At 38.8% G+C, this 25,438-nt stretch carries 24 protein-coding genes; 20 read left to right on the plus strand and 4 right to left on the minus strand.

What is annotated here, in order from left to right:
• Window positions 1-6: 6 nt before the first annotated feature.
• The 3 genes from HDE68_RS03075 (at window position 7) to HDE68_RS03085 (ending at window position 2,869) form a co-directional block, all read left to right on the plus strand.
• Window positions 7-1,194 (plus strand): ankyrin repeat domain-containing protein, encoded by a 1,188-nt coding sequence (locus tag HDE68_RS03075; protein ID WP_183878792.1) that lies wholly within the window; start codon window positions 7-9, stop codon window positions 1,192-1,194.
• Window positions 1,195-1,206: 12 nt separating this feature from the next.
• Window positions 1,207-2,547: an ankyrin repeat domain-containing protein gene (locus HDE68_RS03080; protein ID WP_183878794.1), complete on the plus strand. Its 1,341-nt coding sequence runs from the start codon at window positions 1,207-1,209 to the stop codon at window positions 2,545-2,547.
• Between the two features lie 85 nt (window positions 2,548-2,632).
• Window positions 2,633-2,869, plus strand: a complete 237-nt coding sequence (locus HDE68_RS03085; RefSeq protein ID WP_183878796.1) for a hypothetical protein — start codon at window positions 2,633-2,635, stop codon at window positions 2,867-2,869.
• On the opposite strand, the gene HDE68_RS03090 is transcribed toward HDE68_RS03085, so the two are convergent.
• Window positions 2,837-3,217 (minus strand): winged helix-turn-helix transcriptional regulator, encoded by a 381-nt coding sequence (locus HDE68_RS03090; protein WP_183878798.1) that lies wholly within the window; start codon window positions 3,215-3,217, stop codon window positions 2,837-2,839. The two genes, HDE68_RS03085 and HDE68_RS03090, sit on opposite strands and share 33 nt — an antisense overlap.
• 97 nt (window positions 3,218-3,314) lie before the next feature.
• Here HDE68_RS03090 and HDE68_RS03095 point away from each other — a divergent pair, with 97 nt between their 5' ends.
• The 3 genes from HDE68_RS03095 (at window position 3,315) to HDE68_RS03105 (ending at window position 6,367) form a co-directional block, all read left to right on the plus strand.
• Complete coding sequence (locus HDE68_RS03095; protein ID WP_183878800.1) at window positions 3,315-4,577, plus strand: serine hydrolase domain-containing protein; 1,263 nt, start codon at window positions 3,315-3,317, stop codon at window positions 4,575-4,577.
• A gap of 9 nt (window positions 4,578-4,586) precedes the next feature.
• Window positions 4,587-5,753 (plus strand): MFS transporter, encoded by a 1,167-nt coding sequence (locus HDE68_RS03100; protein WP_183878803.1) that lies wholly within the window; start codon window positions 4,587-4,589, stop codon window positions 5,751-5,753.
• A gap of 74 nt (window positions 5,754-5,827) precedes the next feature.
• Window positions 5,828-6,367 carry a DUF1349 domain-containing protein gene (locus HDE68_RS03105; RefSeq protein WP_183878805.1) on the plus strand — a complete coding sequence of 180 codons (540 nt, stop codon included), beginning with the start codon at window positions 5,828-5,830 and terminating at the stop codon, window positions 6,365-6,367.
• 79 nt (window positions 6,368-6,446) lie between these two features.
• On the opposite strand, the gene HDE68_RS03110 is transcribed toward HDE68_RS03105, so the two are convergent.
• On the minus strand, window positions 6,447-7,094 hold the full coding sequence (locus HDE68_RS03110; RefSeq protein ID WP_183878807.1) for an NAD(P)-dependent oxidoreductase: 648 nt from the start codon (window positions 7,092-7,094) through the stop codon (window positions 6,447-6,449).
• Between the two features lie 158 nt (window positions 7,095-7,252).
• On the opposite strand from HDE68_RS03110, the gene HDE68_RS03115 reads away from it, so the two are divergent.
• Together HDE68_RS03115 and HDE68_RS03120 are read left to right on the plus strand one after the other, a co-directional pair.
• Entirely contained in the window at window positions 7,253-8,101 is an 849-nt protein-coding gene (locus HDE68_RS03115; protein ID WP_183878809.1) for a helix-turn-helix domain-containing protein, read from the plus strand.
• A gap of 125 nt (window positions 8,102-8,226) precedes the next feature.
• Entirely contained in the window at window positions 8,227-8,763 is a 537-nt protein-coding gene (locus HDE68_RS03120) for a carboxymuconolactone decarboxylase family protein (RefSeq protein WP_183878811.1), read from the plus strand.
• A gap of 27 nt (window positions 8,764-8,790) precedes the next feature.
• On the opposite strand, the gene HDE68_RS03125 is transcribed toward HDE68_RS03120, so the two are convergent.
• A complete protein-coding gene (locus HDE68_RS03125) occupies window positions 8,791-10,455 on the minus strand; it encodes a MutS-related protein (protein WP_183878813.1) in 1,665 nt (554 codons plus the stop codon).
• A gap of 308 nt (window positions 10,456-10,763) precedes the next feature.
• On the opposite strand from HDE68_RS03125, the gene HDE68_RS03130 reads away from it, so the two are divergent.
• From HDE68_RS03130 to HDE68_RS03185, 12 genes are all read left to right on the plus strand, one after another.
• Complete coding sequence (locus HDE68_RS03130; protein WP_183878815.1) at window positions 10,764-11,594, plus strand: ATP-binding cassette domain-containing protein; 831 nt, start codon at window positions 10,764-10,766, stop codon at window positions 11,592-11,594.
• A 5-nt stretch (window positions 11,595-11,599) separates the two neighbouring features.
• Window positions 11,600-12,385 carry a hypothetical protein gene (locus tag HDE68_RS03135; RefSeq protein ID WP_183878817.1) on the plus strand — a complete coding sequence of 262 codons (786 nt, stop codon included), beginning with the start codon at window positions 11,600-11,602 and terminating at the stop codon, window positions 12,383-12,385.
• Between the two features lies 1 nt (window position 12,386).
• A complete protein-coding gene (locus HDE68_RS03140) occupies window positions 12,387-12,764 on the plus strand; it encodes a GntR family transcriptional regulator (RefSeq protein WP_183878819.1) in 378 nt (125 codons plus the stop codon).
• Entirely contained in the window at window positions 12,761-13,480 is a 720-nt protein-coding gene (locus HDE68_RS03145; protein ID WP_183878821.1) for a hypothetical protein, read from the plus strand. The genes HDE68_RS03140 and HDE68_RS03145 overlap by 4 nt, the downstream gene beginning before the upstream one ends.
• Window positions 13,481-13,702: 222 nt before the next feature.
• Entirely contained in the window at window positions 13,703-15,799 is a 2,097-nt protein-coding gene (locus HDE68_RS03150) for a HEPN domain-containing protein (protein ID WP_183878822.1), read from the plus strand.
• The gene (gene cobA, locus HDE68_RS03155; protein ID WP_183878823.1) at window positions 15,789-16,586 is read left to right on the plus strand and encodes a uroporphyrinogen-III C-methyltransferase; all 798 of its coding nucleotides are present in this window, start codon (window positions 15,789-15,791) and stop codon (window positions 16,584-16,586) included. The genes HDE68_RS03150 and cobA overlap by 11 nt, the downstream gene beginning before the upstream one ends.
• A 3-nt stretch (window positions 16,587-16,589) precedes the next feature.
• The gene (locus HDE68_RS26620; RefSeq protein ID WP_183878824.1) at window positions 16,590-18,062 is read left to right on the plus strand and encodes a TSUP family transporter; all 1,473 of its coding nucleotides are present in this window, start codon (window positions 16,590-16,592) and stop codon (window positions 18,060-18,062) included.
• Between the two features lies 1 nt (window position 18,063).
• The gene (locus HDE68_RS03165) at window positions 18,064-18,768 is read left to right on the plus strand and encodes a phosphoadenylyl-sulfate reductase (RefSeq protein ID WP_183878825.1); all 705 of its coding nucleotides are present in this window, start codon (window positions 18,064-18,066) and stop codon (window positions 18,766-18,768) included.
• A gap of 10 nt (window positions 18,769-18,778) precedes the next feature.
• Complete coding sequence (cysD, locus tag HDE68_RS03170; protein WP_183879931.1) at window positions 18,779-19,684, plus strand: sulfate adenylyltransferase subunit CysD; 906 nt, start codon at window positions 18,779-18,781, stop codon at window positions 19,682-19,684.
• On the plus strand, window positions 19,684-20,934 hold the full coding sequence (locus tag HDE68_RS03175; RefSeq protein WP_183878826.1) for a sulfate adenylyltransferase subunit 1: 1,251 nt from the start codon (window positions 19,684-19,686) through the stop codon (window positions 20,932-20,934). The genes cysD and HDE68_RS03175 overlap by 1 nt, the downstream gene beginning before the upstream one ends.
• 118 nt (window positions 20,935-21,052) lie before the next feature.
• Complete coding sequence (locus tag HDE68_RS03180) at window positions 21,053-23,212, plus strand: carboxy terminal-processing peptidase (RefSeq protein ID WP_183878827.1); 2,160 nt, start codon at window positions 21,053-21,055, stop codon at window positions 23,210-23,212.
• A gap of 102 nt (window positions 23,213-23,314) precedes the next feature.
• Window positions 23,315-24,607 (plus strand): gluconate:H+ symporter, encoded by a 1,293-nt coding sequence (locus HDE68_RS03185; RefSeq protein ID WP_183878829.1) that lies wholly within the window; start codon window positions 23,315-23,317, stop codon window positions 24,605-24,607.
• Between the two features lie 100 nt (window positions 24,608-24,707).
• Here the strand turns inward: HDE68_RS03185 and HDE68_RS03190 are convergent, their stop codons facing one another.
• Window positions 24,708-25,418 (minus strand): DUF2490 domain-containing protein, encoded by a 711-nt coding sequence (locus HDE68_RS03190; RefSeq protein ID WP_183878831.1) that lies wholly within the window; start codon window positions 25,416-25,418, stop codon window positions 24,708-24,710.
• Window positions 25,419-25,438: the final 20 nt, after the last annotated feature.

Raw genomic sequence — 25,438 nt, forward strand, 5'->3', positions numbered from 1 at the left:
AAATTAATGAGAATCGAAAGTGAAATTGTAAATGCAATCCAATCCAGAGACTTTGAAAAGGCAAAAACACTACTCCAGTCTGGTGAGAAAATTTCTAAAGAAGTAACCAGTCAACCTAATTTCCGTCTTCCTTTCAGTCAGGTAGTCAGAGCTAAAGAATTTGAAATTATTGATCTCTGGATCGCTGATAAAACTATCGAAACTGATGTCTATGAGTACGATTCTTTCCGGGATACTATTTTTGATACTATCATTCGTGAATTTCCTGTTGATGAAGATTCAATTGCCTGGCTGGATAGTTTTATGGGAAAACTGGATAACATTAATGATGAAATAGGTGATGTAACCTTATTGGGCTATGCACTTGAAAATGGTGCTGATGTTGCGGTTATCAAATGTTTGATTGATGCAGGATGTGATGTGAACTATACCAATAATGCAGAACAAAGTTTTCTTTATGAAGTGGTCAATAAGAGAATGATGGCCCCAGAAAAAGCAATTGCTTATATGGAGGTTTTAATTGGTGAAGGTTTAGATGTCAATAAGGGTAATGTAGTCAGAGAAACACCTCTGATGGTTGCTGTAAGCAATAATAAGGTTAGTTATCTGGATTTACTATTACAGAATGGAGCTGATCCAAATGAACAGGACCAGCAAGGAAAAACTGCTTTTTACCGTGCGGTAGTTGACCAGTCAAGCGAAGCTTTATATGATAAATTAGCGGCTTATACTTCTCCTGATTTTGACCGGACTGATCAGACAGGAAATACGCTGTTAACTGCTTATCTGAGCCGTTTGAGCAATAATTCTTATATCAGTATCCTACCAAAACTTCTGGATGCAGGTGCTGATATCAATCAGAAAGCACCGTACTATGACCAGCAGAAATCTGGCCTGGACTGGCTGGCTGAAAAATCATTTGAGACTTTGGAAATCGCTATGGCCACAGGTCAGATCGATGTGAATGACCAGGATGATCAGGGTGAAACCATATTGCATAAAGTATGTGCCTATAACACTGTTTTAGATGAACGTATCGCTAAAGAAATCTATAAAAAGGTTAAATTACTGATCGAAGCAGGGGCAGATGTTAATCTGATCAGCAGTAAGGAAGAAACCCCGCTGATGCTGGCATCCAACAACAATATCAAAATAAAAACCGTACAATTATTAATGTCCAATTCAGCAAAATAATCAGCTCATAAGATGTCAATGTCATTCCTGATTGCCTGCGAAAACGGCAATAGAAAAATAGCAGAATTACTACTTTCTGCAGATGAAACAGATGTTAAATATACAGACGAAAAAGGCCGTACCGCCTTACACTATGCTTCACATAGGGGATACCTGGATATTGTAAAAATATTGGCAGATAAAGGGGCTGATATCGATTATGAAGATCATAATGGAGAAACCCCGCTTTATTTTGCTATGGTCAATAAGCAGAAACAAACAGGCCTTTTTTTGATTGAAAAGGATGCTAAGGTTAGTCTGAATGATAATCAGGGCAATAGCTTTTTACATATTGCAGCAAGAACTGCACAAATTGAAGTGCTTAAAAAACTGATCGATCTCGGCCTGGCAGTGGATTCAGAGAATAATGATGCAGAAACCCCTTTGCTTAATGCAGCAGCATGCGGTAACCGGGAGATTGTAAAAACACTTTTAGAACATGGGGCAGCTATTCATAAAACCAATAACCTTGGAGATAATGCATTATTGCTGGCTACAAAGGCTAAAAATACCCAGATGGCAGAGTTATTATTAGATAATGGGGCTGATATCAATCATATTAACGATGCAGGTGAAAGTGCTTTATTAATTGCCTGTTATGAAAATAACCAGATGATTGTTAAACTCCTGGTCAAAAGAGGTGCAGATATTTTTGTTTCTTCGAAAAGCAGAATGTCGCCAATCTGGTATGCTGTTGCACATAATCAGAAAGAAGCAGTCAGTTCATTTATAGAAAATGGGCTGGATGTTAATTATGCGAGACCATTCAACAAATCTGACGGAGCAATGAATTCTTACCTGGATTGGGTAGAAGAGGCGGCAGACCTTTCTTTGGGTAGTGCCTTTAGTTTGAACAGCGAGGTTTGCAGCGGAGAAAGTTTACTGCATGTGGCCGTTAAATCAGGTTTTCTGAGTATGGTCAGGTTACTGACAGAGAAAGATGCCAATATCAATTATCAGGATGAGTCAGGGAATACAGCTTTACATTATGCAGCAGCCAATGGTAAGAAAGACATTGTTAAATTCTTACTGGAGCACAATGCTGATGTGAATGTGATCAATGTAAAAGAGCAGAAAGCAATTGATTATTCTAATATCAAAGGATATAATGAGATTACAGAGTTTATTCTTAAATTCAGTGATCCGGGCACTGTAGTGAAACCTGTGGCACAGGCCAATACGGGAAGTGCGGCGCCAGCTAACGATATGGTTGCTAAAAAACAAGCTTTGATGGATTTGAAAGAGTTATTTGATGCGGGCATACTTACTCAGGAGGAGTTCGATGTAGAAAAGAGTAAAATTTTAAAAGGATAATATAAAAAGCGGGCTGATTTCTTTGGTAAAGGTCAGCCCGTTTGATTAAAAATATGCGGTTATTCCGTAAATGATTTGAGATATAATGGACGAATTTAGTATAAGGTTTTTACATCATACAGTTACAGTTACTTCGACAAATAATAGCCAGTATATTGTATCTTATGATGAAACGGTGAATGGCGTAGTTGTTCCATTGGTTCTGGGCGTGATTTATCCGAAAGAAGATATTGACTCGGGTATGAAATGGATTACGGATGATGATTTGTCCGAAGAATTAGTACAATTATTAGGCGAAATGATCAGAGACCGGGGGATTTAATTTCCGGTGTCTTGCGCCCCATTCACTGAGCTGTTTCCAGATAGGAATCAGTTCTTTTCCTACTGCTGTCAATTCATATTCCACTCTTGGCGGAACTTCCGCATATACGGTACGTTTAATAATGCCGTCACTTTCCAATTCTCTCAAATGTAAAGTCAGCATGCGCTCTGTGATGTTGCATATTATGTTTTTCAGCTCGCCGAACCGCAGTTTCCCATCTTCCAGGTTACATAAAATAATTAGCTTCCATCTGCCACCTACCATACATACAGAATAGGTTAAATCACAGTCACTTGTGATGTATTTTCTATTCATGTTATTCGTCGAATTCTCTTTGATCTTTGCCATTACTTACTTTTTTGTATGTACCGTACAACAGGCTGTACAGCATACAAAAATAGGGGTTACCTTTTAATTTAGCCAGCTCAATTTTAATATAATCGAAATGACTAAATATCCTTTAGTGTTAACTATGGCTTTATCCGGACTGAATTTACAAGCACAAACAACAGGTATAACAACAGAAAAACTGCATCGTATAGATAACCTGGCAGAACAGCTGACCAAAACAAAACAAGTGGCCGGAGTCAGTATATTGCTTTTTAAAGACGGGCATACAATTTATAATAAGGCATTTGGCTATGCAGATCTTGAAACGGAGAAAGTTATGCAGCCGAACAGTATTTTCAGGATTGCTTCACAGACTAAAGCTATAACCAGTATTGCGGCCATGATGCTTTGGGAACAGGGACTTTTTTTGCTGGATGAGCCTGTATCTAAATATATTCCTGAGTTTAAGCATACCCAGGTGCTTAAGCAATTTAATGCGACAGACAGCAGTTACACCACAAAACCGGTTTTACGGGAAATTACTATCCGTGATTTATTACGTCATACTTCAGGTTTAAGTTACCCTGTCTTTTCTATTGACGAACGGATGAATGCAATTTATGCTAAAGCTGGTATCTCTACTGGTTTGGGTAGTAAGGGCGTACTCAAAGAAAGAATAGCCTTACTGGCCAGGCAACCACTCTTACATCAGCCAGGCGAAGCTTTTACTTATGGATTGAATACTGATGTGCTGGGAAGGTTAATCGAGATCTGGAGCGGGTTAAGCCTGAACGATTTCCTGAAAACCAGAATTTTTGATCCGCTGGAAATGGAGGATACTTATTTCCATTTACCGAAGGAGAAAAGTGAAAGACTGGTCGCTTTGCACCAAAAGGTAAATGGTAAACTGAATAAACAGAAAGGGCTTATTTACGAAGGGAACGAGAATCAGTATCCTTTATTAAATGATATTTATTTATCTGGCGGTGCCGGCTTAAGTTCAACAACGGCTGATTATTCAAAATTTCTTCAGCTGGTCTTAAATAAAGGTGTTTATAAGGGAAAAAGATTGATCGGTCAAAAGACTATTGAACTGATGCTGAAAAATCAATTGACTAAAAGCATGCACATCAATGGGGAAGGGGAAGATTTTCAGTTTGGACTGGGCTGGGGTCTGGTCAATAAACGAAACAGTTATCTTCATCCTTTGAGTACAGGATCTTTCTTTTGGGGTGGTGCTTATAACACGCATTACTGGGTAGATCCGAAAGAAAATCTGATCGGTCTTGTTTTTACACAAGAGTATATGCCTGACTCTTACTGGGATCTCGGCTATCTTTTCAAAAATGTGTTTTATTCACTGATAGAAAGCAAATAATCCATGATAATGCGTAAAAAAACGGCCTATATAGGCTGTCTGGGTATGATAGGGATTATCAGCACAGAATTTGGTGTTATCGGTGTATTGCCACAGATTGCTGACCATTATCAGGTTACTATTGATAAAGCTGGAGTTTTATTAAGTGCTTTTGCTTTGGTTATCGCATTGACGGGCCCTTTTATGACACTTCTGGCTTCGGGATTTGATCGTAAAAAGGTCATGCTCACTGCGATTGCTATATTCTTAATTACAGGGATTGTTTCTTCTTTTGGGCCGCCTTTTTGGTTATTACTGACTGTACGCATTTTACCTGCTTTTTTGCAACCTGTTTATATTTCTACAGCTATTGCGGCAGCAGTAGCTTCGGGTGATAAAAAACATGAACACCAGTTGATGGGGATTGTATTGGGTGGAATTGCGATAGCCATGGTGACTACAGTTCCGCTGGCAACTTATTTAGCGGGTATATTTAACTGGAAAGCTTCATTTATGGTACAAACAGTAGTCAGTGCAATGGCGGTTTTTGGAATTATGAAGATGCTGCCACCAATGCCTGTTACAGCCAGAAAATCTTATGGCAGCCAATTACAGATTCTCAAACAATCATCTTTTCTGATCAGTACGGCAATGAATTTTTTTATGATTGCTGCCTGGTTTTCTACTTACAGCTATTTTGCAGATTACCTTGGAAAAGTAAAACATATGGATGAAAAAATGATTAGTTATATGCTTTTCCTGTTTGGCGTTACAGGCATCGTCTCCAATTGGATCTCTGGCAAAATGCTGAGTAAAAGTGTCTCTAAAACTACTGCTGTTTTTCTTTCCGGAACAATTTTCGTACCCTTTGCTTTACAGTATTCGGGTGGAAATACGTGGATGACTATATTGGTAATTGCAATCTGGGGGTTCTTATATGCCCCATGTTTTCTCAATGCTTCTGCTTATATGATTTCTGCCGCGCCAAATGCATTGGAGTTTGCGAATAGCCTGGCTACGTCTTTTGGAAATCTTGGGGTTTCTGTTGGAACCATTGTCAGTGGATGGTTTATCGCAACAAGCGGAATCGCAACTCCGCCCTGGGTAGGCATGTGTTTTGGAATACTGTCCTTATTGATGATCGGACTAAGAACCTTCCTGGAAAACAAGCGGGGGCCGGTAAAATGTTATTCCTGATTTAAATTGCTTCTTCCTATATTACAGCTTTAAATCAAGATAAAATCAGGCTTGTTCAAAATTAATCATTAACTATGAAATGGTTCAATCAACCCGGCACATGGAAAGGAAATGCTGCCAGTTTAACTTTTATTGTAGAGCCGGATACGGATTACTGGCAGGTTACTCATTATGGTTTTAAACGTGATAACGGACCTTTTTATTTCCAGGAAATAGAAGTGGATTTTGAAGCCAGTGTAAAAATAACCGGTCACTATCAGGAACTTTTTCATCAGGCAGGGTTAATGATCAGGATAGATGATAAGAACTGGATTAAAACAGGGATTGAATATGTAGATGGGGTCCAGAACATCAGTGCAGTAGTGACTAGAGAAGTTTCAGACTGGTCTGTTGTCCCAAGACATGATAGTCCTGAATCTGTTTGGTTGAAACTGCTTCGTAAAGGTGATTATGTAGAGATTAAATATTCTTTTGATCAGAAGAAATATGAGATGCTGCGCCTGGCTTATTTTCCGCCGCGAGTAAAAGTACAGATCGGCATGGTAGCTGCGGCTCCGGGTAAACTGAGTTTTCCGGTAACTTTTGAAGACTTTAAAGTGGAGGCTTTGAAATAAGTTTTTGAGGCTCTTTTTTGATAGTATATAAAGAAGGGGGGCCTTTATACAGGCCCCTTTCTTATTTGTCTAATAAGGATTACCTGTTTTTTTGACTTGCCACAAAAGGAGCCTTTTTCACATATGTTGTATCCGTAATCTGGGTAATCAGAAAGTCGGCAAGATCTGTCGTACTGATCAGTTCTTCCGGGCAGTCCTGTAAATCAACAATCAATCCCCGTCTTTCATTGGTTTGTTCAATCCATGGCAACCTGACAACTGTCCAGTCTATTTGACTTGTAGTCAGTATTTCATAGACTTTTTGCTTATCTGCCACAATCACCGGGAAGGTGCTTTTCATCCAGGCTGTACCTGCTAAGTTTTTGGCGCTTTTCTGATCTCCGGGAACTTCCAGGTTTGACCCGGTTAACAGTATATACCTTGTAATACCAGACTCTTTCATAGCTTTCATGATATTTAGCGTGGCCAGGCTTGAAATCAATTCTTCGTCTTTATTTTGGCCGATTGTACTGATCACCACATCACAATCTTTTAGTAATTGACGTGCGGTATCCAGATCTTTGATATCGCCAGCTACGATTTCTAATAAGGGATGGGAGATCATATAGGTTTCAGGGTTCCTGATCAGTGATTTTACGCTATATTTTTCTTTCAGTAATTCTTGAAGCAGGTATTGACCAGCTTTTCCTGTTGCGCCTAATAAGGCAACTTTTATAGATTGTGTCATTGATTTCTTTATAAAATATTTGAAAATATTGTGCATTTACCAGCTGTCGGATGTACAGATAGTATACACGGATTTGGTTTTCATCCGCTTGAAATAAGCGATATTTTATAAAGACAGTGGAATGCGTTAAATTTACATATTTTATCAATAACCTGTATATGAAGTTCCAGTATTTAGAGCCCGTTAGTAAAGGAGAGGTCCATCTGATTATTAATGAAGCCGGTTTTGACCGCTTATTTTTTCAGCATAGTCATTTGGAAAAATTCCTGACCATCGCCTGGAATAAAGGGGCCAAACAGGAAATTACCATTGATGGCGTAAAATATGATTTTCCGGAGCAGAGTGTTTTGCCCCTGATGGTTAATCAGTCTTTCCAGTTCGAAAAGCCAGAACAAATAGTGGCCTGGCAATATAACAGGAGTTTCTATTGTATTGTTGACCATGATAAGGAAGTAAGTTGCGTAGGCTTTTTATTTTATGGATCGACAGGTAATATGTTCATCAGGCTCAATGAAGAGGAGCAAAAAAAGATCACCCTTCTTTTTGAAATATTTATTGAAGAATTTAATACAGTCGATAATATTCAGCTTGAAATGTTGCGTATGCTGCTTAAAAGACTGATCATTATCACTACCCGGTTGGCAAAGGGACAATATGTAGCCGATAAAAATCTTACAGATGATAAACTTGATATTATTCGCCGTTATAATTTATTAGTGGAGAAACATTTTCGCTTACAACATCAGGTACAGTTTTATGCAGAGCTTTTAAATCGTTCGCCAAAAACGCTGTCCAATCTGTTTGCGATTTACAATCATAAATCGCCATTGGCTGTGATACAGGAAAGAATAGTGCTGGAAGCTAAGCGCTTATTGATTTATACAGATAAATCTGCTAAAGAGATTGCTTATGATCTGGGTTTTGATGACGCTGCATATTTTAGTAATTTCTTTAAGAAACATACTTCTTTTTCGCCTTCTGATTTCAGAAGTGCCAAAAGTGCTTAAGGCATTTGTTACAAACCTTCGGGAAGTTTCTCTATTCGGTGGGTACTGATGAAGCTGGATATTTGTGGTGTTCAATAAATGAAACTTAAACAACAGTTTCTGAAAGGACACTAAATTATAAGCACATGAAAACTTTCACAATTCCAACAAGAGAACAAGTAACACCAGCTAACCAGGCTATTTTTGATAATTTGAAAAACATGATCGGTTTCGTACCCAATCTGTACGCGACATTTGCACATTCTGACCATGCATTAGGAAATTTTCTAACTTTGCAAAATTCAAAAACTTCTATCAATGCTAAAGAACGTGAAGTTCTTAATCTGGTAGTGAGCGAAATCAATGACTGTTCTTATTGCTTAAGTGCACATACGGTTTTTGCGAAGAAAAATGGTTTCACTGACGAGCAGATTATAGAAATCCGTAAAGCAGAGATAACTTTTGATCCTAAACTTGCCATATTGGCTCAATTAGCTAAAAGTATAACTGAAAACAAAGGCCATGCGGATGCACAGCTTTTGACAGAATTTTATGAAGCTGGATATAATGAAGGAAACCTGGTTGATATCATCATGATCATAGGTGATAAAGTAATCACCAATTATCTGCATGCGGTAACGGAGATTCCCGTAGACTGGCCATTAGCACCATCTTTAAAATAAAACCATTGATAATGATGAAGGATTTAATTAATCCTTCATCATTAAATCAACAGTCGCATTGGCATCTGCAATAACTGATGCCGGATAGTTATTGATTTCCAGAATTCTGATTGCATTTCTTGTTTTCAACGGACCTTTCTTAATGGTATGATCAAAAACGAGTTCTTCTTCTGCAATAGTTTCAGAAAAATGATAGTGATCGTATTCTGTTTTCAGTAATTCGTTGAGCTCTGTATCATGCGTAGATACAAATACGAAATTATTGTTTTTTGCAAGGTAGGAGAGGATTGCTTTTCCAGCAGAGACTCTTTCAATCGTATTTGTTCCTTTAAAGATCTCATCGAGGATAAAAAAGCAAGGTTCTTCGCTGACAGATTCTTCAATAAAATTTTTGATGATCCTCATTTCTTCGAAATAATAACTTTTATCTTCCAGCAAACTGTCCGCAATGGTGATAGAAGAAAATATCCTGGAATAAGGCATGCTGAATTTTTTTGCCATACAGGTAAATAGTGTTTGTCCCAAAACCATATTCACACCTACTGACCTGATAAATGTCGTTTTTCCAGACATATTAGAGCCGGTCAGCAATAAATTTTTATGTTGCAGATCCAGGTCATTCGGGACGCAGCTGACGATTAACGGGTGTTTTACGCCAGTTATATCCATGCAGTTTTCCTGGTTGAAAACAGGCTTGCAATACTCACCTTCCCAGGAATGTCTTAAGGAGGCAATTGAAATAGCGGTATCTACTGTTCCAATAAATTTAAACAGGTTTTTTAAGGCTTCTTTTTTTGATCTTAATGAATCGATAATAGAATAGAAAAGTATAATTTCTACGTTAAATGCAATCTTAAGCAATTCAAATAACATATAGCCAATCATTACTGTATCAGCTTCTGCCATATTATCAAGTTTCACGCCGAGCATTTTTCTCTTTAAAGGAGTTAGTTCTTTAAGTAATGCTGCAGTTTCAGGGAAAGAGCTGCTGATCTTTACATCTGCATCTAATTTTTTAGCAGTTTCAAAAGCTTTGAGGAATTCTCCCAGGGAAGAAGTATGGACACTTACTTTATTTTTATTCCAGTAATGAATACCTGAATTGATGATGAATATCCCGAAAAAAACTAATAAAAAGCCAGGGTGAAAGATCGAAACAATCAGGCACAGCACGTTTAATAAAGAAAGGATATAGACGATCGGCATAAATTCGGGTGCCTCTATTTTTTTCGCATAAACGAGATCCTGAAAATAGTAGGAATCATTTTTCTCTAATAATTGCAGGGTCATCTGTGTGTCCAGTCTTAGCTTTTCATCTGCTGTAATGGTATCTGCAAATTTGTCCAGAAAGACTAAGTCCGTTTGATCTTTATCAATAGTTCTCAGTCTTGCATATAAAAATTGCTGCCCTATTCTGGATGTTGTCCTGTCAATGAGCTTGAAAATGTCATTGAGATATAAATCATCAGCTATTTTGTCTGAAATCAGTTGTAATTTCTGCGAGGATTCGTTAATGGTGTTTAAAAAATAGTTCTCTATTAAATCGATATCAATGTACCTGCTATTTTTCGGACTGCCCCAGTCCCGTTTAAATTCTTCAAGCTGTGTTTTAACAGAGAAGTTCTTTTTGTAAAGATAAATAAGCAGGTATATGGCAACCAGTGCAAGAATGATATAAGCTAGAATCAGCATTTGTGGTTATGATAATATGAAAAGATGCGAAATTTAGATAAAAAATAAGCAGCAAGAACACGATCAACAGATTAAATTTTATTTTAACACTGACTTTATATAGGGAATGTATGTTTGTGCAAGTAAAATATTTGGTTAGTATTTTCAAGTTAAGGTTTAGTTGATAAAAAAAATACCCGGGTGGATGTCCGGGTATTTTTTTTTTGTCTTATTTTTTTAAGTATAATTATTGAATAAAAGTTGCACTGGTTAAATTATTTATTACATTTGTAGTGTATTAGATGTCTAATACACCTAGACACTAAACCATGATAGAGATAAAAAACTTAACCTTTGGCTATAGTAAAAACTCATTATTGTTCAAGAACCTGAATTTAACATTAGAAGCAGGCCATATTTATGGTCTTCTTGGTAAGAATGGAGCGGGGAAATCAACTTTATTGAAAAACATAGCCGGACTCGTTTATCCTTTAGCCGGGCATTGTACCCTGAACCACTACAATGCGGCAGATCGTTTACCCGCTTTTTTGCAGGATCTTTTTTTTATTCCTGAAGAACTTTTCATGCCTGCACTAACTGCAATACAGTTTATGGAGAGTACAGCACATTTTTATCCGAATTTTGATGCTGCACAGTTCATTCAGATACTGAAGCAATTTGATGTGCCGCAGGACAGGCAATTGCACAAATTGTCTTTTGGGCAGCAAAAGAAAGTAATGATCGGTTTTGGCCTGGCAACCAATACGCCACTGCTAATTATGGATGAGCCTACCAACGGGCTGGATATTCCTTCTAAAATACAATTCAGGAAGATTATCGCTTCTGCTTTGACAGAAGAAAGGTGTGTGATTATTTCTACGCACCAGGTGAGAGATCTGGATAGTTTGATTGACACCCTGGTAATTCTCCATGAAAAAGAGATTGTATTGAATAATTCACTGGATAACATCGCTGAACGTTTGTCTTTTACGACAAAATCCCTGGCCAATGAAACAGATATACTCTATGTAGAAGAAAATGCAATTGGTATCAATACAATCAGCTTGAACAGCGGGCAAAAGTTCAGCAGGGTAGATATGGAAATGCTTTTTAATGCCATTATATCTGGTCACCAATCGATTATTGACAGCTTAAAATAACTTATATGAACAACATATTTAATCTTCAGCGCTTTTTTAAGCTATTTAATAAACATACAACAGAACACTACAAATCCTACCTGATATCGACTGCGGTTTTTATTGGCATTTTATCTTTAATGATGGGGTGTACCGCTTATTTAAGTGGTGGACAATTAGGTACAAATGCGCAGTTTGGCTATTTCTATATTTTTCTATTCTTATCAGGTGCAGTTTTCACCAGTATTATATTTGCCGGCCTGGGTGATAAAAAGAAGTCTATCCCTGCATTGACATTACCAGTATCACATTTTGAACGTTTTTTAGTGGGCTGGGTTTATTCTTATTTAATCTTTCAGGTAATTTTTATCATCTGTTTTTTTACGGTTGACCTGATTATAATCAATATAGGTAACCTGAACCCGGATGTAAAGAATGTATTGATTAATATGGGAGAGCATAAGGATAAGCTGCTGATTGGATTTTTGATCTTTGCTCTGCTGCATGGAGCAACTTTCCTTGGAGCTATATTTTTTGAGAAAATGCATTTCATTAAAACTGCCTTTGCTATTTTTATTGTGTTGATTATCATACAATTGTTGAATATTCCTTTGATGGATTTTTTCTTTAAAAATGGTACACGTGTACAACCCTTATTTGCTGGAGTATCCCTTCACGGGCCTGGTAAAGATGAACATATTTATATAGGGCCTTCTGATCATTCTTATACGATAGTGATTACGATGATCTTTGTCGTTACGCTGGTACTATGGGCAGCATCCTTTTTCAAACTGAAAGAAAAACAAGTATAAAATGGAATTTAGAGAAAACGAAGCTATATATCTTCAAATCGCAGCATTTGTGGGAGATAATATACTGATAGAGAAATGGATTGAGAAAATTCCTTCTGTCCGGGAACTTGCAGGAGATCTTCAGGTAAACCCGAATACCGTTATGCGTGCTTATGAATTTCTTCAGGTCAAAGAAATAATTATCAATAAACGGGGGATCGGTCTTTTTGTTGCTCCGGATGCTAAGGGAAAATTAAAAGACTATAGGAAGGAAAGGTTTCTTGGACAAGAACTTCCTGAGTTTTTTAGAAATATTTCTATGCTGGATATCAGTATAGAAGAAATTCAATCACGCTATGTAACCTTTATACAAACAAATAATCAACCTGAACAACCATGAAGACAAGTACAATGCTCATCCTCACCGCCCTCCTGATTATATTGGGATCTTTAGCGGCTTTTAATTATACAATCAAAGCTGCTTACCTAACCGGAGCATATAAAAACCGCTTTAAAGAAATGGATTTTACGGCTTTCATTGCAGTAGAAAAACTAAATCTGCAAACTGAAAAGCTGTCTTCTATTCAAATTGAATATGGAGATAAAGAAGGAATATGGATCTCGAAAAATATAAAAGATCTGGTAAAGTTCGATGTCAAAGGGAACGTATTGAACCTGAGTACATCCGAAACCGGAAAAAGAATTGGCTCTCAACGGGTTAATGGTATGATTACTATCGTTACTAAAAAACTGAACGCCATTACAACTACTCCATATTATATCTTAAAAAAAGATGAATCTTATTGGCCGGGTACCAGTGAGATCAGCTTGAAAGGCTACCACCTTGGGCAGTTGGATCTGCAAATTGCATCCTTCGTAGATGTTTCTCTGAACCAGATGGACATACAGACTTTAAACGCAACTGTTGGGACTAAAACAAGCCGGGGTTCTGAACTGACTTTATCTGAAGATACCAAAATTAATAACGCGACTTTGAATGTTCCCGGAGAGAGTAAATTGAATCTGCTTGATCCTAAAATTGTAAAAACAAATTACTTGTTATCAGATAGTGCAACGGTTTCCCTGAATGGAAAAGTTGTACAAATGATCAAATAAGCTTAAACATTGTAAATTCAGTATAAGCCACCTCTTTGTCAAAGAAGAGGTGGCTCTTTTTTTTGTTAAAATTGAAAATATCCGTTTAATGTTCTTTGGATTAGTGTTTTACTCTTTTTTTACATTTAATACTACTAAATCTATCTAGAATATATATCTTTGAAATAATGGACCCTGAAAGCGTCTGTAAAACAAAACAATCCTTAACCAAGATTTATTGACATGCAAAGTTTTAGAACGGAGCTGGAGAACCCGGTAGTAGAAAAAGATATCATAGATCTTGAACAAAAGATCCGTGCCTTCCGTGAAGGAAAAATACACGATGAGAAGTTCCGCAGTCTGCGACTGGCACGTGGTGTCTATGGTCAGCGGCAGCCGGGCGTGCAAATGGTGCGTATTAAACTGCCATTTGGAAAAGTCACCTTTAAACAATTATTACGCATTGCTGATGTTTCTGATGAATACGGAAGCGGAAACCTGCATTTAACCACCAGACAGGATATTCAGATTCATTATGTGAGCCTGGACCGTACACCCGAACTGTGGGCAGAGCTTGAACGTGATGATATAACTTTGCGTGAAGCCTGTGGTAATACCGTTAGAAATGTGACTTCTTCGCCTGATGCAGGGATTAACCCGGATGAATTATTCGATGTTTCCCCTTATGCGCAGGCCGTATTCAAATACTTTTTACGTAATCCTATCTGCCAGGAAATGGGCAGGAAAATAAAAATCTCTTTTTCAGCTACAGAGAAGGATACTGCTTTCAGCTATATCCATGATTTAGGGTTCATTCCTAAAGTGAATGAAAAAGGAGAACGTGGTTTTAAGGTCATGTTTGCTGGTGGATTGGGTGCACAGCCTTTTCTGGCCAGTGTGGTTCATAATTTTCTTCCCGAAGATCAGTTAATTCCTTATACAGAATCTGTTTTGAGGGTTTTTGACCGTCATGGTGAAAGAACAAATAGAAATAAAGCAAGGTTAAAATATCTGGTTCAAAAACTTGGACTGGAAGAAGTGACCCGTTTAATTGCAGAAGAAGTCACGGCGAATAAGTCAAAAAGTTTTGAAGTTGATCTGGGAACTGTGCCACTGCCTCAGTTACCTGAAGCAATTGGGGTATCTGATATCCGTCCTGCAGATGAGATCCATTATCAAAGATGGCTGGATACGAATGTATTCCCTCAAAAACAGAGTGGCTTTTATGGCGTATATATCAAAGTACCTGTAGGTGATATCAAAACTGATAAAGCCAGGTTATTTGTTGCGGCAATAAGACCTTATGTAGCTGACGAAATCAGGATTACACAGAATCAGGGCTTGTTACTGAAATTTGTCAGAGCAGAAGCGCTGATCCCATTATATACTGTATTAAATGAACTGGATTTTGCAGTTCCGGGATTTGATAGTGTAGGCGATATTACGACCTGCCCGGGTACGGATACCTGTAATTTGGGTATTGCAAACAGTATGTCTCTTGCAGCGGTACTGGAAGGGGTAATTCATGAAGAATATCCTGATCTGATTTACGATAAAGACATTAAGATTAAAATAAGCGGCTGTATGAATTCATGTGGTCAGCATGGCCTGGCACATATTGGGTTTCATGGAAGTTCGGTCAAAGCAAATGGAAAAGTTGTACCTGCAGTGCAGGTAATGATAGGCGGCGGAACCGTAGGTGATGGGGAAGGCAGGGTAGCTGAGCGTGTGATTAAAGCGCCAACTAAACGTGCACCGGCCATCCTGCGTACAGTTTTAGACGATTACAGCAGTAATTCTGGTGCTGAGGAGAGTTTCCACCAGTATTATGATGCGAAAGGTAAAGATCACTTTTACCAGTTATTGAAACCACTGGCAGATCTTACGGCTTTAAAAGACGAAGAATTTGTAGACTGGGGGCATGAGGAAACTTTTGTGACTGCCATTGGTGTTGGTGAATGTGCGGGTGTGGTGATTGATCTTGTGGCTACACTTTTACTGGAAGGGGAAGAGAAATTAGTATGGGCAAATGCTGCTTTTGAAGGCAAAGCCTGGTCTGATGCAATTTACCATGCTTACAGTGTTTTTGTGAATACAGCGAAAGCTTTATTATTAGATAAAAGTATCAGCAGCAGTACACAAACTGGGGTAATCAAAGAATTTGACGCCAATTTTGTTGAAACAGGTGAGGTGGTTTTACCTTCGGCTTTTAGCGAACTGGTCTTACAGATTAATAAAAATGAACCAACTGAAGAGTTTGCAACAGCTTATCTGGAGCAGGCAACACAGTTTTATTCGGCAATGAGAGCGAAGAGGGAGGCGCAGGTCAATGGAAATTAATTCAACAGTAAAAAGAAAAATCAGGGAGCCTAGAATTACACTGGTAGGTGCTGGTCCGGGAGATCCGGAACTGATCACGATGAAAGGTGCAAATGCATTGAAAGATGCAGATGTGATTTTATATGATGCCCTTGTCAATGAGAAAGTATTAGATTATGCTTCGGCTGATGTGATCAAAGTATATGTAGGAAAACGTTCTGGTGAACATTCTTATTCGCAGGAAGCGATCAATAAATTAATGGTTGATTATGCCCTTAACTACGGACATGTCGTTCGTTTGAAAGGTGGCGACCCATTTGTATTTGGCCGTGGTTATGAAGAATTGAATTTTGCGGCAGGTTATAATATCCCGGCACAAATGGTCCCTGGATTGTCAAGTTCTATTTCGGTACCTGGCTTACAGCAAATCCCGGTTACACACCGCGGACTAAGTGAAAGCTTTTGGGTTGTTACCGGCTCAACAGTTTCGGGAGCAATCTCCAATGATCTTTATGAAGCTGTGCGTACTAAAGCAACAGTAGTTGTTCTGATGGGCTTAAACAAATTGAAAGAGATTGTCAGACTTTATAAAGAGGAAGGAAAACAGAATTTACCTGTTGCTGTAATCCAGAGCGGTTCAACTGAAGAAGAAAAACTGGCTATTGGTATTGTAGATACGATTGAAGAGATCGTTCTGGAAAAAGGAATCGGGGCACCAGCTATTTTAGTATTTGGCGAGGTGGTTTCTCTGCATCCTCAATTTCAGCCGATTAAAGATTTTTTTGCAGCTATAAAAGAAGAGTTATAAACTGTGGAAGAACTTAAAGGCAATCAACTATTTCCTGTGTTTTTAAAGCTCAATCAGCTGCATACGGTTATTATCGGTGCAGGCCCTGTAGGGCTGGAGAAGCTGAATGCAGTGCTTGCTCAAAGTGAGCAGGCAGGAATTACGGTGATTGCTGAAGAGATTGCTGAACAGGTGTATGACCTGGCGAAACGCTCGCCGCAAGTAAAGCTTTTGAAGAAAAGTTATACAGCAGATGATCTTGTACAAGCTGATATAGTCATTGCTGCAACCAATAATAATGTATTAAATGAAGAGATCATACGTGACGCCCATGCTTTGAAATTACTGGTAAATGTGGCTGATAAGCCAGATTTATGTGATTTCTACCTGGGTTCTATCGTGAAAAAAGGAGACCTGAAAATAGCTATCTCAACCAATGGTAAATCACCAACCATTGCTAAAAGATTAAAAGAATTGTTTAATGATAACCTACCGGGTGAACTGGATATTACTTTGCAGCAAATGAGTTTATTACGTAATACTTTAAAAGGAGATTTCAATTCAAAAGTTAAGAAACTGAATGAGGTTAGTGCCGTGCTTACAGAGCCGGTTGCTCAGAAAAATTCTTTTCCAAAATTCAGATTGCTGGTCTGGTTAACCATTGTATTATCCATTGCAGTGCTGATTGCTGTTTTCTGGCAAAGGGAACCAGAGTTTCAGACTTTTGTAGCTGAAATTAATCCTATGTTCTACTGGTTCCTGGCAGGAGGGTTTATTTTCGCAATGGTCGATGGCGCGATAGGAATGTCTTATGGGGTAACTTCTACTGCTTTTTCATTATCTATGGGTATCCCGCCGGCTTCGGCCAGTATGGGTGTCCATCTTTCTGAAGTACTCAGTAATGGAATAGCCGGATGGATGCATTACCGGATGGGAAATATCAACTGGAAACTATTTAAGCTATTGATCATTCCAGGGATTCTGGGTGCTGTAACGGGCGCTTATCTATTGTCTTCATTAGAACATTACGGGACCTATATCAAACCATTTATCTCTTTATATACTTTGATACTTGGTGGTGTGATCCTTTCCAAAGCTTTTAATGTAGCTAAAAAAAGAGTGGGTGGAAAGATTAAGAAGATTACTTTATTGGGTCTTTTCGGTGGCTTTATTGACGCTGTAGGTGGTGGCGGATGGGGTTCTATTGTTTTATCCAGCCTGATTGCCGGCGGCAGAAATGCCAGGTTCTCTTTAGGAACAGTCAAACTTACCCGTTTCTTTATTGCGCTGATGAGCTCGCTGACTTTTATCACGATGCTGAAATCTGCACATTGGGAAGCGGTAGCCGGACTGGTTATCGGCAGTGCCTTAGCAGCCCCGATAGCGGCAAAAGTTTCTAACCGTATTTCGGTGAAGAGTATTATGGTCGCTGTAGGGATTATCGTAATTGCGGTGAGCTTAAGGAGTATTATTATGTTTATTATAAAAGTTATATAAAATGAAAGCGTACCTGGAAGAAATAGCTGCGCAAATAAAGGATCTGGGGCCCGTTGAAGCACTGTCCTTTTTAGCACAGAAGTTCCCCGGACAAATTACTTTTTCTACCAGCTTTGGCTGGGAAGATCAGGTGATTACTGATCTGATATTTGCTAATGATGTGCCTGTTAGAGTGTTTACACTGGAAACTGGCAGATTATTTCCTGAAACTTACTATGTATGGAACAGGACTTTGGAAAATTATCAGAAACCTATTCATGCCTATCATCCGGATGCGTCAGCACTGGAAGACATGGTTTCTAAAAAGGGGCCAAACAGTTTTTATGAATCTGTAGAGAATAGAAAAGAGTGTTGTTTTATCCGGAAAATAGTGCCTTTAAAAAGAGCGCTGAAAGGTAATAAATGCTGGGTTACAGGAATCAGGGCTGAGCAGTCTTTAAACAGAACAGACATGTCAAACCTGGAATGGGACGAAGAGAACCAGTTGATTAAGTTTCATCCTATTTTTTACTGGAGCCTGGATGAGGTCAAAGCCTATATCAGGAAAAACAATATCGTATACAATACACTTCATGACAAAGGATTTCCCAGCATCGGCTGCGCTCCCTGTACCAGGGCAGTTCAGGAAGGTGAAGATTTCAGAGCAGGAAGATGGTGGTGGGAAGATCAGTCAAAGAAGGAATGTGGTTTACATGCCACAAAATAAAGAGAAACACATGAGTAAATATAATTTAGATTATTTAGACGAATTAGAAGCAGAAGCAATTCATATTCTGCGTGAGGTAGCGGGGCAATTTGAGAAACCAGCATTGTTGTTTTCTGGTGGAAAAGATTCTATTACATTGGTCAGACTTGCTGAAAAGGCTTTCCGCCCGGGTAAATTCCCTTTTCCACTGGTACATATTGATACCGGGCATAATTTTGAAGAAACCATTACCTACCGCGATGAAATGGTAGCGCGTTTAGGTGAAAAACTGATTGTAGGTTATGTACAGGAATCAATTGATCAGGGTAAAGTGATTGAGCAAAAAGGTAAAAATGCGAGTAGAAATTCTTTACAGACTGTTACTTTACTGGATACAATTGCTCAGCATGGTTTTGATGCCTGTATCGGCGGCGCCAGAAGAGACGAAGAAAAAGCAAGGGCTAAAGAAAGGATTTTCTCTGTCAGAGATGAATTTGGCCAATGGGACCCTAAGCGTCAGCGCCCTGAATTATGGAATATCTATAATGGTAAAATCCATAAAGGAGAAAATGTAAGGGTATTTCCAATCAGTAACTGGACTGAACTGGATGTCTGGAATTATATCCGCAGAGAAAATATGAGTCTGCCTTCTATTTATTTTGCCCATAACAGGGATTGTATCACCAGAAATGGGCAGCTGATGGCTGCATCTCCTTTTTTGAATATGGATGATGCAGATATAGTGACTCACCGCAAAGTAAGGTTCCGTACGGTAGGGGATATGAGCTGTACGGCGGCAGTGGAATCTGATGCTGATCAGATTGATGATATAATAAATGAAATCAGCGCATCAAAAATAAGTGAACGTGGTGCCCGTCTGGACGATAAAGTGTCTGAAGCAGCGATGGAAGACCGCAAAAAAGGAGGATACTTTTAATGAATATACTTAAGTTTTTTACAGCAGGAAGTGTTGATGACGGGAAAAGTACCCTGATCGGCAGATTATTATATGATACAGATTCTATTCTGGCAGATCAGCTGGAAGCTCTGCAGCAGTCGAACCGCAAAAACGATGACGGAACAATTGATCTGGCTATTTTAACGGATGGGCTGCGGGCAGAAAGAGAGCAGGGAATCACAATTGATGTGGCTTATAAATACTTTCAGACGGAGAAAAGGAAGTTTATTATTGCAGATACGCCAGGACATATACAATATACCCGTAATATGGTTACAGGTGCCTCTACAGCAAATCTGGCCATCATTTTAGTGGATGCGAGAAATGGTGTGGTGGAGCAGACCATAAGACATTCTTACCTGGTTTCTTTGCTGGGTGTAAGTCATGTGGTTATTTGTATCAACAAAATGGACATGGAAGGTTACAGTGAAGAAGTATTCAATACGATCACTGAGAATTATAAAAAGATGGCTGCGAAGCTGAATCTGCAGGATATTACGTTTATCCCGGTAAGCGCTCTGAAAGGGGATAATATTGTGTATACTTCTGAGCATATGCCCTGGTATAAAGGGACTAGTCTGCTGGATTTTCTGGAAACTGTAGAAGTTACTGCTAACCGGGATCTGCATTATGCAAGGATGCCTGTGCAATGGGTTATCCGCCCTCAAACTGATGCGCTGCATGATTACAGAGGTTATGCAGGCAGAATTCTGAGTGGTACCTTTAAAGTGAATGATCAGGTCACTGTTTTACCTTCTGGCAGCAGTTCTGTAATTGACAGAATTGAGGTATTTGATCAGACACCAGACCAGGTTACCGCAGGGATGTCAGTTACGCTGCACCTGAAAGATAATATTGATATCAGCAGGGGAGATGTACTGGTTAATTCAAACTATTTGCCGCAGCGTTCTCAATTGATAGAAGCAGATTTGTGCTGGATGGATAATAAGCCAATGGACGATTCTATTACTTATTTCTTACAGCATAACAGTAAACTGACCAAATGTAAAATCAGAGAGATTTTGCATAAAGTAAATATCAATACGCTGGAAAAGGAACAGACTCATGAGTTTAAATTAAATGATATAGGCCGGGTAGTGGTTAAAACTGCCGATGAACTGGCTTTTGATCTATATACCGATAACAAAGCTAATGGCTCGGCGATCTTAATTGACGGGCGTACAAATTTAACGGTAGGCGCATTGATGTTCCGCGCTGTAGTAGAATAACAGGGATTTTATTTTTGTAATCAGGGGGCAGATTTTATAGTTTGTCCCTTTTTTGATAGATAAGGATTTTATTAGATATTTATAAATAACTGGCATTATATTAGTCGCCGTTATAAAAATGGATTTTAAATTATTTAAAGAGATGTTGAAACGTATATTACTGGTAATCTTCACTGCATTTGCAATGGCCTGCCAGGCTACTCCGAAACCACTACAGCATGTTGAAGGTATCCCTAATATTAAGCCCGATGAGAAACAAAGTTTAGTCTGCAGGCAGATTGTCACGCTGGTAGAAAATTATAGCTATAAAAAAGTAGCAATCAATGATTCCATTTCATCTCTTATACTGGATAAATATATCAAAGCATTAGACCCTTACCGCAATTATTTTCTGGCTTCGGATATTCAGGAGTTTGAACAATTCAGAACTATGCTGGATGATGCTTTCAGGGTTGGAGACCTGAGTATCCCATTTTATATTTTCAATGTTTATTCTAAAAGATATAATGAGACCCTGAATTATGCGATGGCTCATATTAAAGATAAATATAATTTTAATCAGCAGGATACTTATGTTTTTGACAGGGCGAATATGCCCTGGGTTACTTCTGTTGCTGCGCTGAATGATATCTGGAAAAGAAAGGTTAAATATGAACTGATCAATTTAAGGCTTGCCGGAGGAACAACGGAAGCTAAAAATGCAGAATCTTTAACTAAAAGATATCAGAACCTTAAACTGCAGTCTTCTAAATTGAATAATCAGGATGTATTTCAGGTGATTATGGATGCTTTTACAGGCACGATAGACCCGCATACAAATTACTTTAACCCGGCTAATGCAAGTGAGTTTAATGAACAGATGTCACGTTCAATAGAAGGAATTGGTGCCTATCTGCAATCGGTAAATGATGTGTTGAAGATTGCGGAAGTTACCCCTGGGGGACCGGCTTATAAAAGTAAATTACTGCATGCAGGTGACCGTATTATTGCTGTAGCACAGGAAACAGGAGATTTTGAGGATATTATTGGCTGGAGACTGGACAATGCTGTAGCTAAAATAAAAGGGCCCAAAGGAACTAAAGTAAGATTGAAAATCATTCCTGTAGGTCACGATATGTCTTCAAAACCGGTAATTGTGGAGATTACCAGGGAGAAGATTGTGATGGAGGATCAGTCTGCTAAAAAAGAGGTGAAAACTATTAAGTCTAATGGTAAGCCTTATAAGATTGGTATTATCAGTGTCCCTGCATTTTATGTAGATGCGAAGGCCGCAATTGCTGGAGAAACTAATTATAAAAGTACAACCCGTGATGTAAAACTATTAATTGATACACTCAAAGATAAGGATAAAGTAGATGCGATTGTCATGGATCTTCGTGCCAATGGCGGCGGATCTTTACTGGAGGCTATTAACCTGACGGGGTTATTTATTGATAAGGGACCGGTAGTTCAGGTTAAGGATGTGAAAGGCGAGATAGAAGTAGATAGTGATGAAAATGCCGGAGTGGCCTGGAATGGCCCTTTTGGAGTCTTGGTAGACCGTGCAACGGCTTCTGCTTCAGAGATTTTTGCTGGTGCTATACAAGATTATGGAAGAGGGATCATTATAGGTACACAAACTTATGGTAAGGGTACGGTACAGCAGCCAATTGATTTAAATAAGCTGGTTAATCCGTCTGTCCTGGAGCGTCTGGCCAGTATTGCAAAGAGAAATACTACTGCAACCGGTAAGAAAAAAGTGAACGGTGATACTGATGTTCAGTTAGGTCAGATTAATTTAACTATTGGTAAGTTTTACCGTGTGAATGGCAGTAGTACGCAACATAAAGGGGTAATGCCTGATATTACTTTGCCGTCTTTTTACCCGATGGATAAAATAGGAGAGGATACCGAACCTTCGGCATTGCCATGGGATGAGGTTCAAAAATCTAATTTTATAGCTGTAGCTGATCTTGCTCCTATTAGAACTGAACTGTCTAAACTGCATGAGGCGAGAATGGAGAACTCTCTGGATTATAAAATACTGATCCAGGATATTGCAGATATGAAAAAACGTAATCTGGAAACATCGGTTACGCTGAATGAAAATAAACTGAAAGCAGAAAGAGATAGTCTGGAAGTAAAATCGTTAGAAAAAGTCAATAAGCTGAGAGCGACAAGAGGGCTTGCCCCAGTTAAAAAAGGTGATAAAATCAAGAAGGAGGAGAGCTTTGACTTCCTGGAAGATGAAACTTTAAAAGTAATGGCAGATTATATTCAGCTAAAGCCTGTAGTTTAATCATAAAATACTATCTTAAGAAGCCGTTTAAAATGAAAGTTTTAAACGGCTTCTTACATTTTAAACATTAGCTGAAAACAAGAATTATTAAATCATTCTTCTATGGACTTATTACTCGTGCTGTCTGGGATAATTATCCTGCTGATCCTGATCCTTAAAAAAGTAAGCCCGATGCTTGCGCTGCTGATTGTAGCGGTGGTAACCGGCTTAATGCTGGGTTTACCTGTGCAAAAGGTAATGAACTCCGTCAGCGAAGGTATAGGTCATACCATGGGAGATATGGTGATGGTGCTGGCTCTGGGGGCTATGGTTGGTAAACTGGCAGAAGATAGTGGTGCTGCGAAGAAAATAGTCTTTGTACTGGTCCGGATTTTTGGAATTAAGAACATCCAATGGGCAGTATTGCTGACAGGTATACTGGTTGGGATCCCTTTGTTTTATAATGCAGGTTTTGTGGTATTAATTCCATTGGTCTTTACGATTGCTTCGGCAGCTAAACTCCCTAAACTGTATGTGGGTATTCCAATGGCTGCCGCACTGTCTGTTACCCATGGTTTTCTGCCACCTCATCCCGGGCCCGTTGCTTTAGCGAGTATTTTTCACGCAGATATTGGCCGCACACTTATTTACGGTTTGATCATCAGTATTCCTGTAGCTATTATAGCAGGGGTCTTTTTTCCAAGAGCAATTATTAAACTGCCTAAAGGGAACAGGGAACATCAAAAGCTTGACCTGCATGGAGAAGAAAATCTGCCTTCTGCCTTAAAAAGTTTCATCATTGCACTTTCCCCGATATTTTTTATTGTAGTAGGTACTGTAGGCGTTTTAATCACTGATAATCTCGCAGCACAGCATATACTTACCTTTATTGCCAATCCTACGGTTGCTTTGACAATGGCAATTATCATCACGATATTTATACAGCAGATCCCGATGCAAAAGGCGATGGACTCTTGCGTAGAAGGCGTGAAGAGTATTGCGATGATTATCCTTATTATTGCTGCGGGAGGTGCTTTTAAGCAGATTCTTGTAGATAGTGGAATTGGTGATCAGGTGAAGACGCTGACAGCTGGTATGAACGTTTCGCCATTAGTGCTGGGCTGGCTGATTGCAGCTTTACTAAGAGTTACCCTGGGCTCTGCTACAGTAGCAGCACTTACAGCCTCGGGCATGGTAATTCCATTTATTACTGCCGGGGCCTCACCAGAATTAATGGTACTGGCTGTTGGAGCAGGCAGTTTAATGTTCTCTCATGTCAATGATACTGGTTTCTGGATGTTTAAAGAATATTTTAACCTGAGTTTGAAAGAGACTTTTAAGACCTGGACAGTGATGGAAAGTCTGGTTTCAGTGCTTGGATTGCTTGGTGTGATCCTGCTCAGTCAGTTTGTATAAAAGTAAACCAGGTTTCAACCGGCAAATGCAGGAATAACGGGCTACACTGTTTGTGCAGCATATCCATTTGCTTAAAGGCTGGTTGAAACCTGATTGGAGATTAGAACCTGGTATATACTGCCAGTTGAACTATATTATTCATGGAATTAGTACTGCTTCCTTTCACGGCCTGATTCATATAACCGGCCTCCAGATCGAACTTCTTACTAAACCGGTATCCTAATGCCCCATAGGCTCTGTTCTGATCAAAGAAATGACCACTCAGTTTCTCTTTATTTTGAATATTGAAGAAAATTTCATTTTGCAGTGCTGCAAATAATCCTTTTTCAAAGTTTTTGACTTCTTTCTCTAAGGGGATAATCAAACGGACAAAGTATCTTAGTCTTTGTGCAAATACATCTTCATCACGTATTTTCTCTACAAATCTTTGTTCCAGTCTGAATCTGTGGCTTACACTAATTGTACTGATCTTGTGCTTATGAATGTATTGCTGCCAGATTCTATGTTCTGTTAGTTTATGTTCACCCAGATCATCTGCCTGGTTATGGGTTTCACTTAACAGATAGCCGAGTGTAATATCATTTTTATCATTTAAAAAATAAGTTATACCTGGTCTGAAAAGGAAGTTCTTTACATTACTCCAGTTGTCTGCAGATCTGACCTGAACATCAAGGTGGGTACCCCATTTCTTATTGATCTTCGTATTGTTCAGCAGGAATAGCCAGCCGCTATTCTGATAATTGGTTTGGGCATTGATTGTTGTACCGGCAAAGCACAGGACAATCAGCAAAAAAAAGGAATTACGCTTCATCTGATTTTATTTGTGTGTCT

Origin of the sequence: Pedobacter cryoconitis (genome assembly GCF_014200605.1) — a bacterium.
In the GTDB taxonomy this organism is placed as follows: domain Bacteria; phylum Bacteroidota; class Bacteroidia; order Sphingobacteriales; family Sphingobacteriaceae; genus Pedobacter; species Pedobacter cryoconitis_B.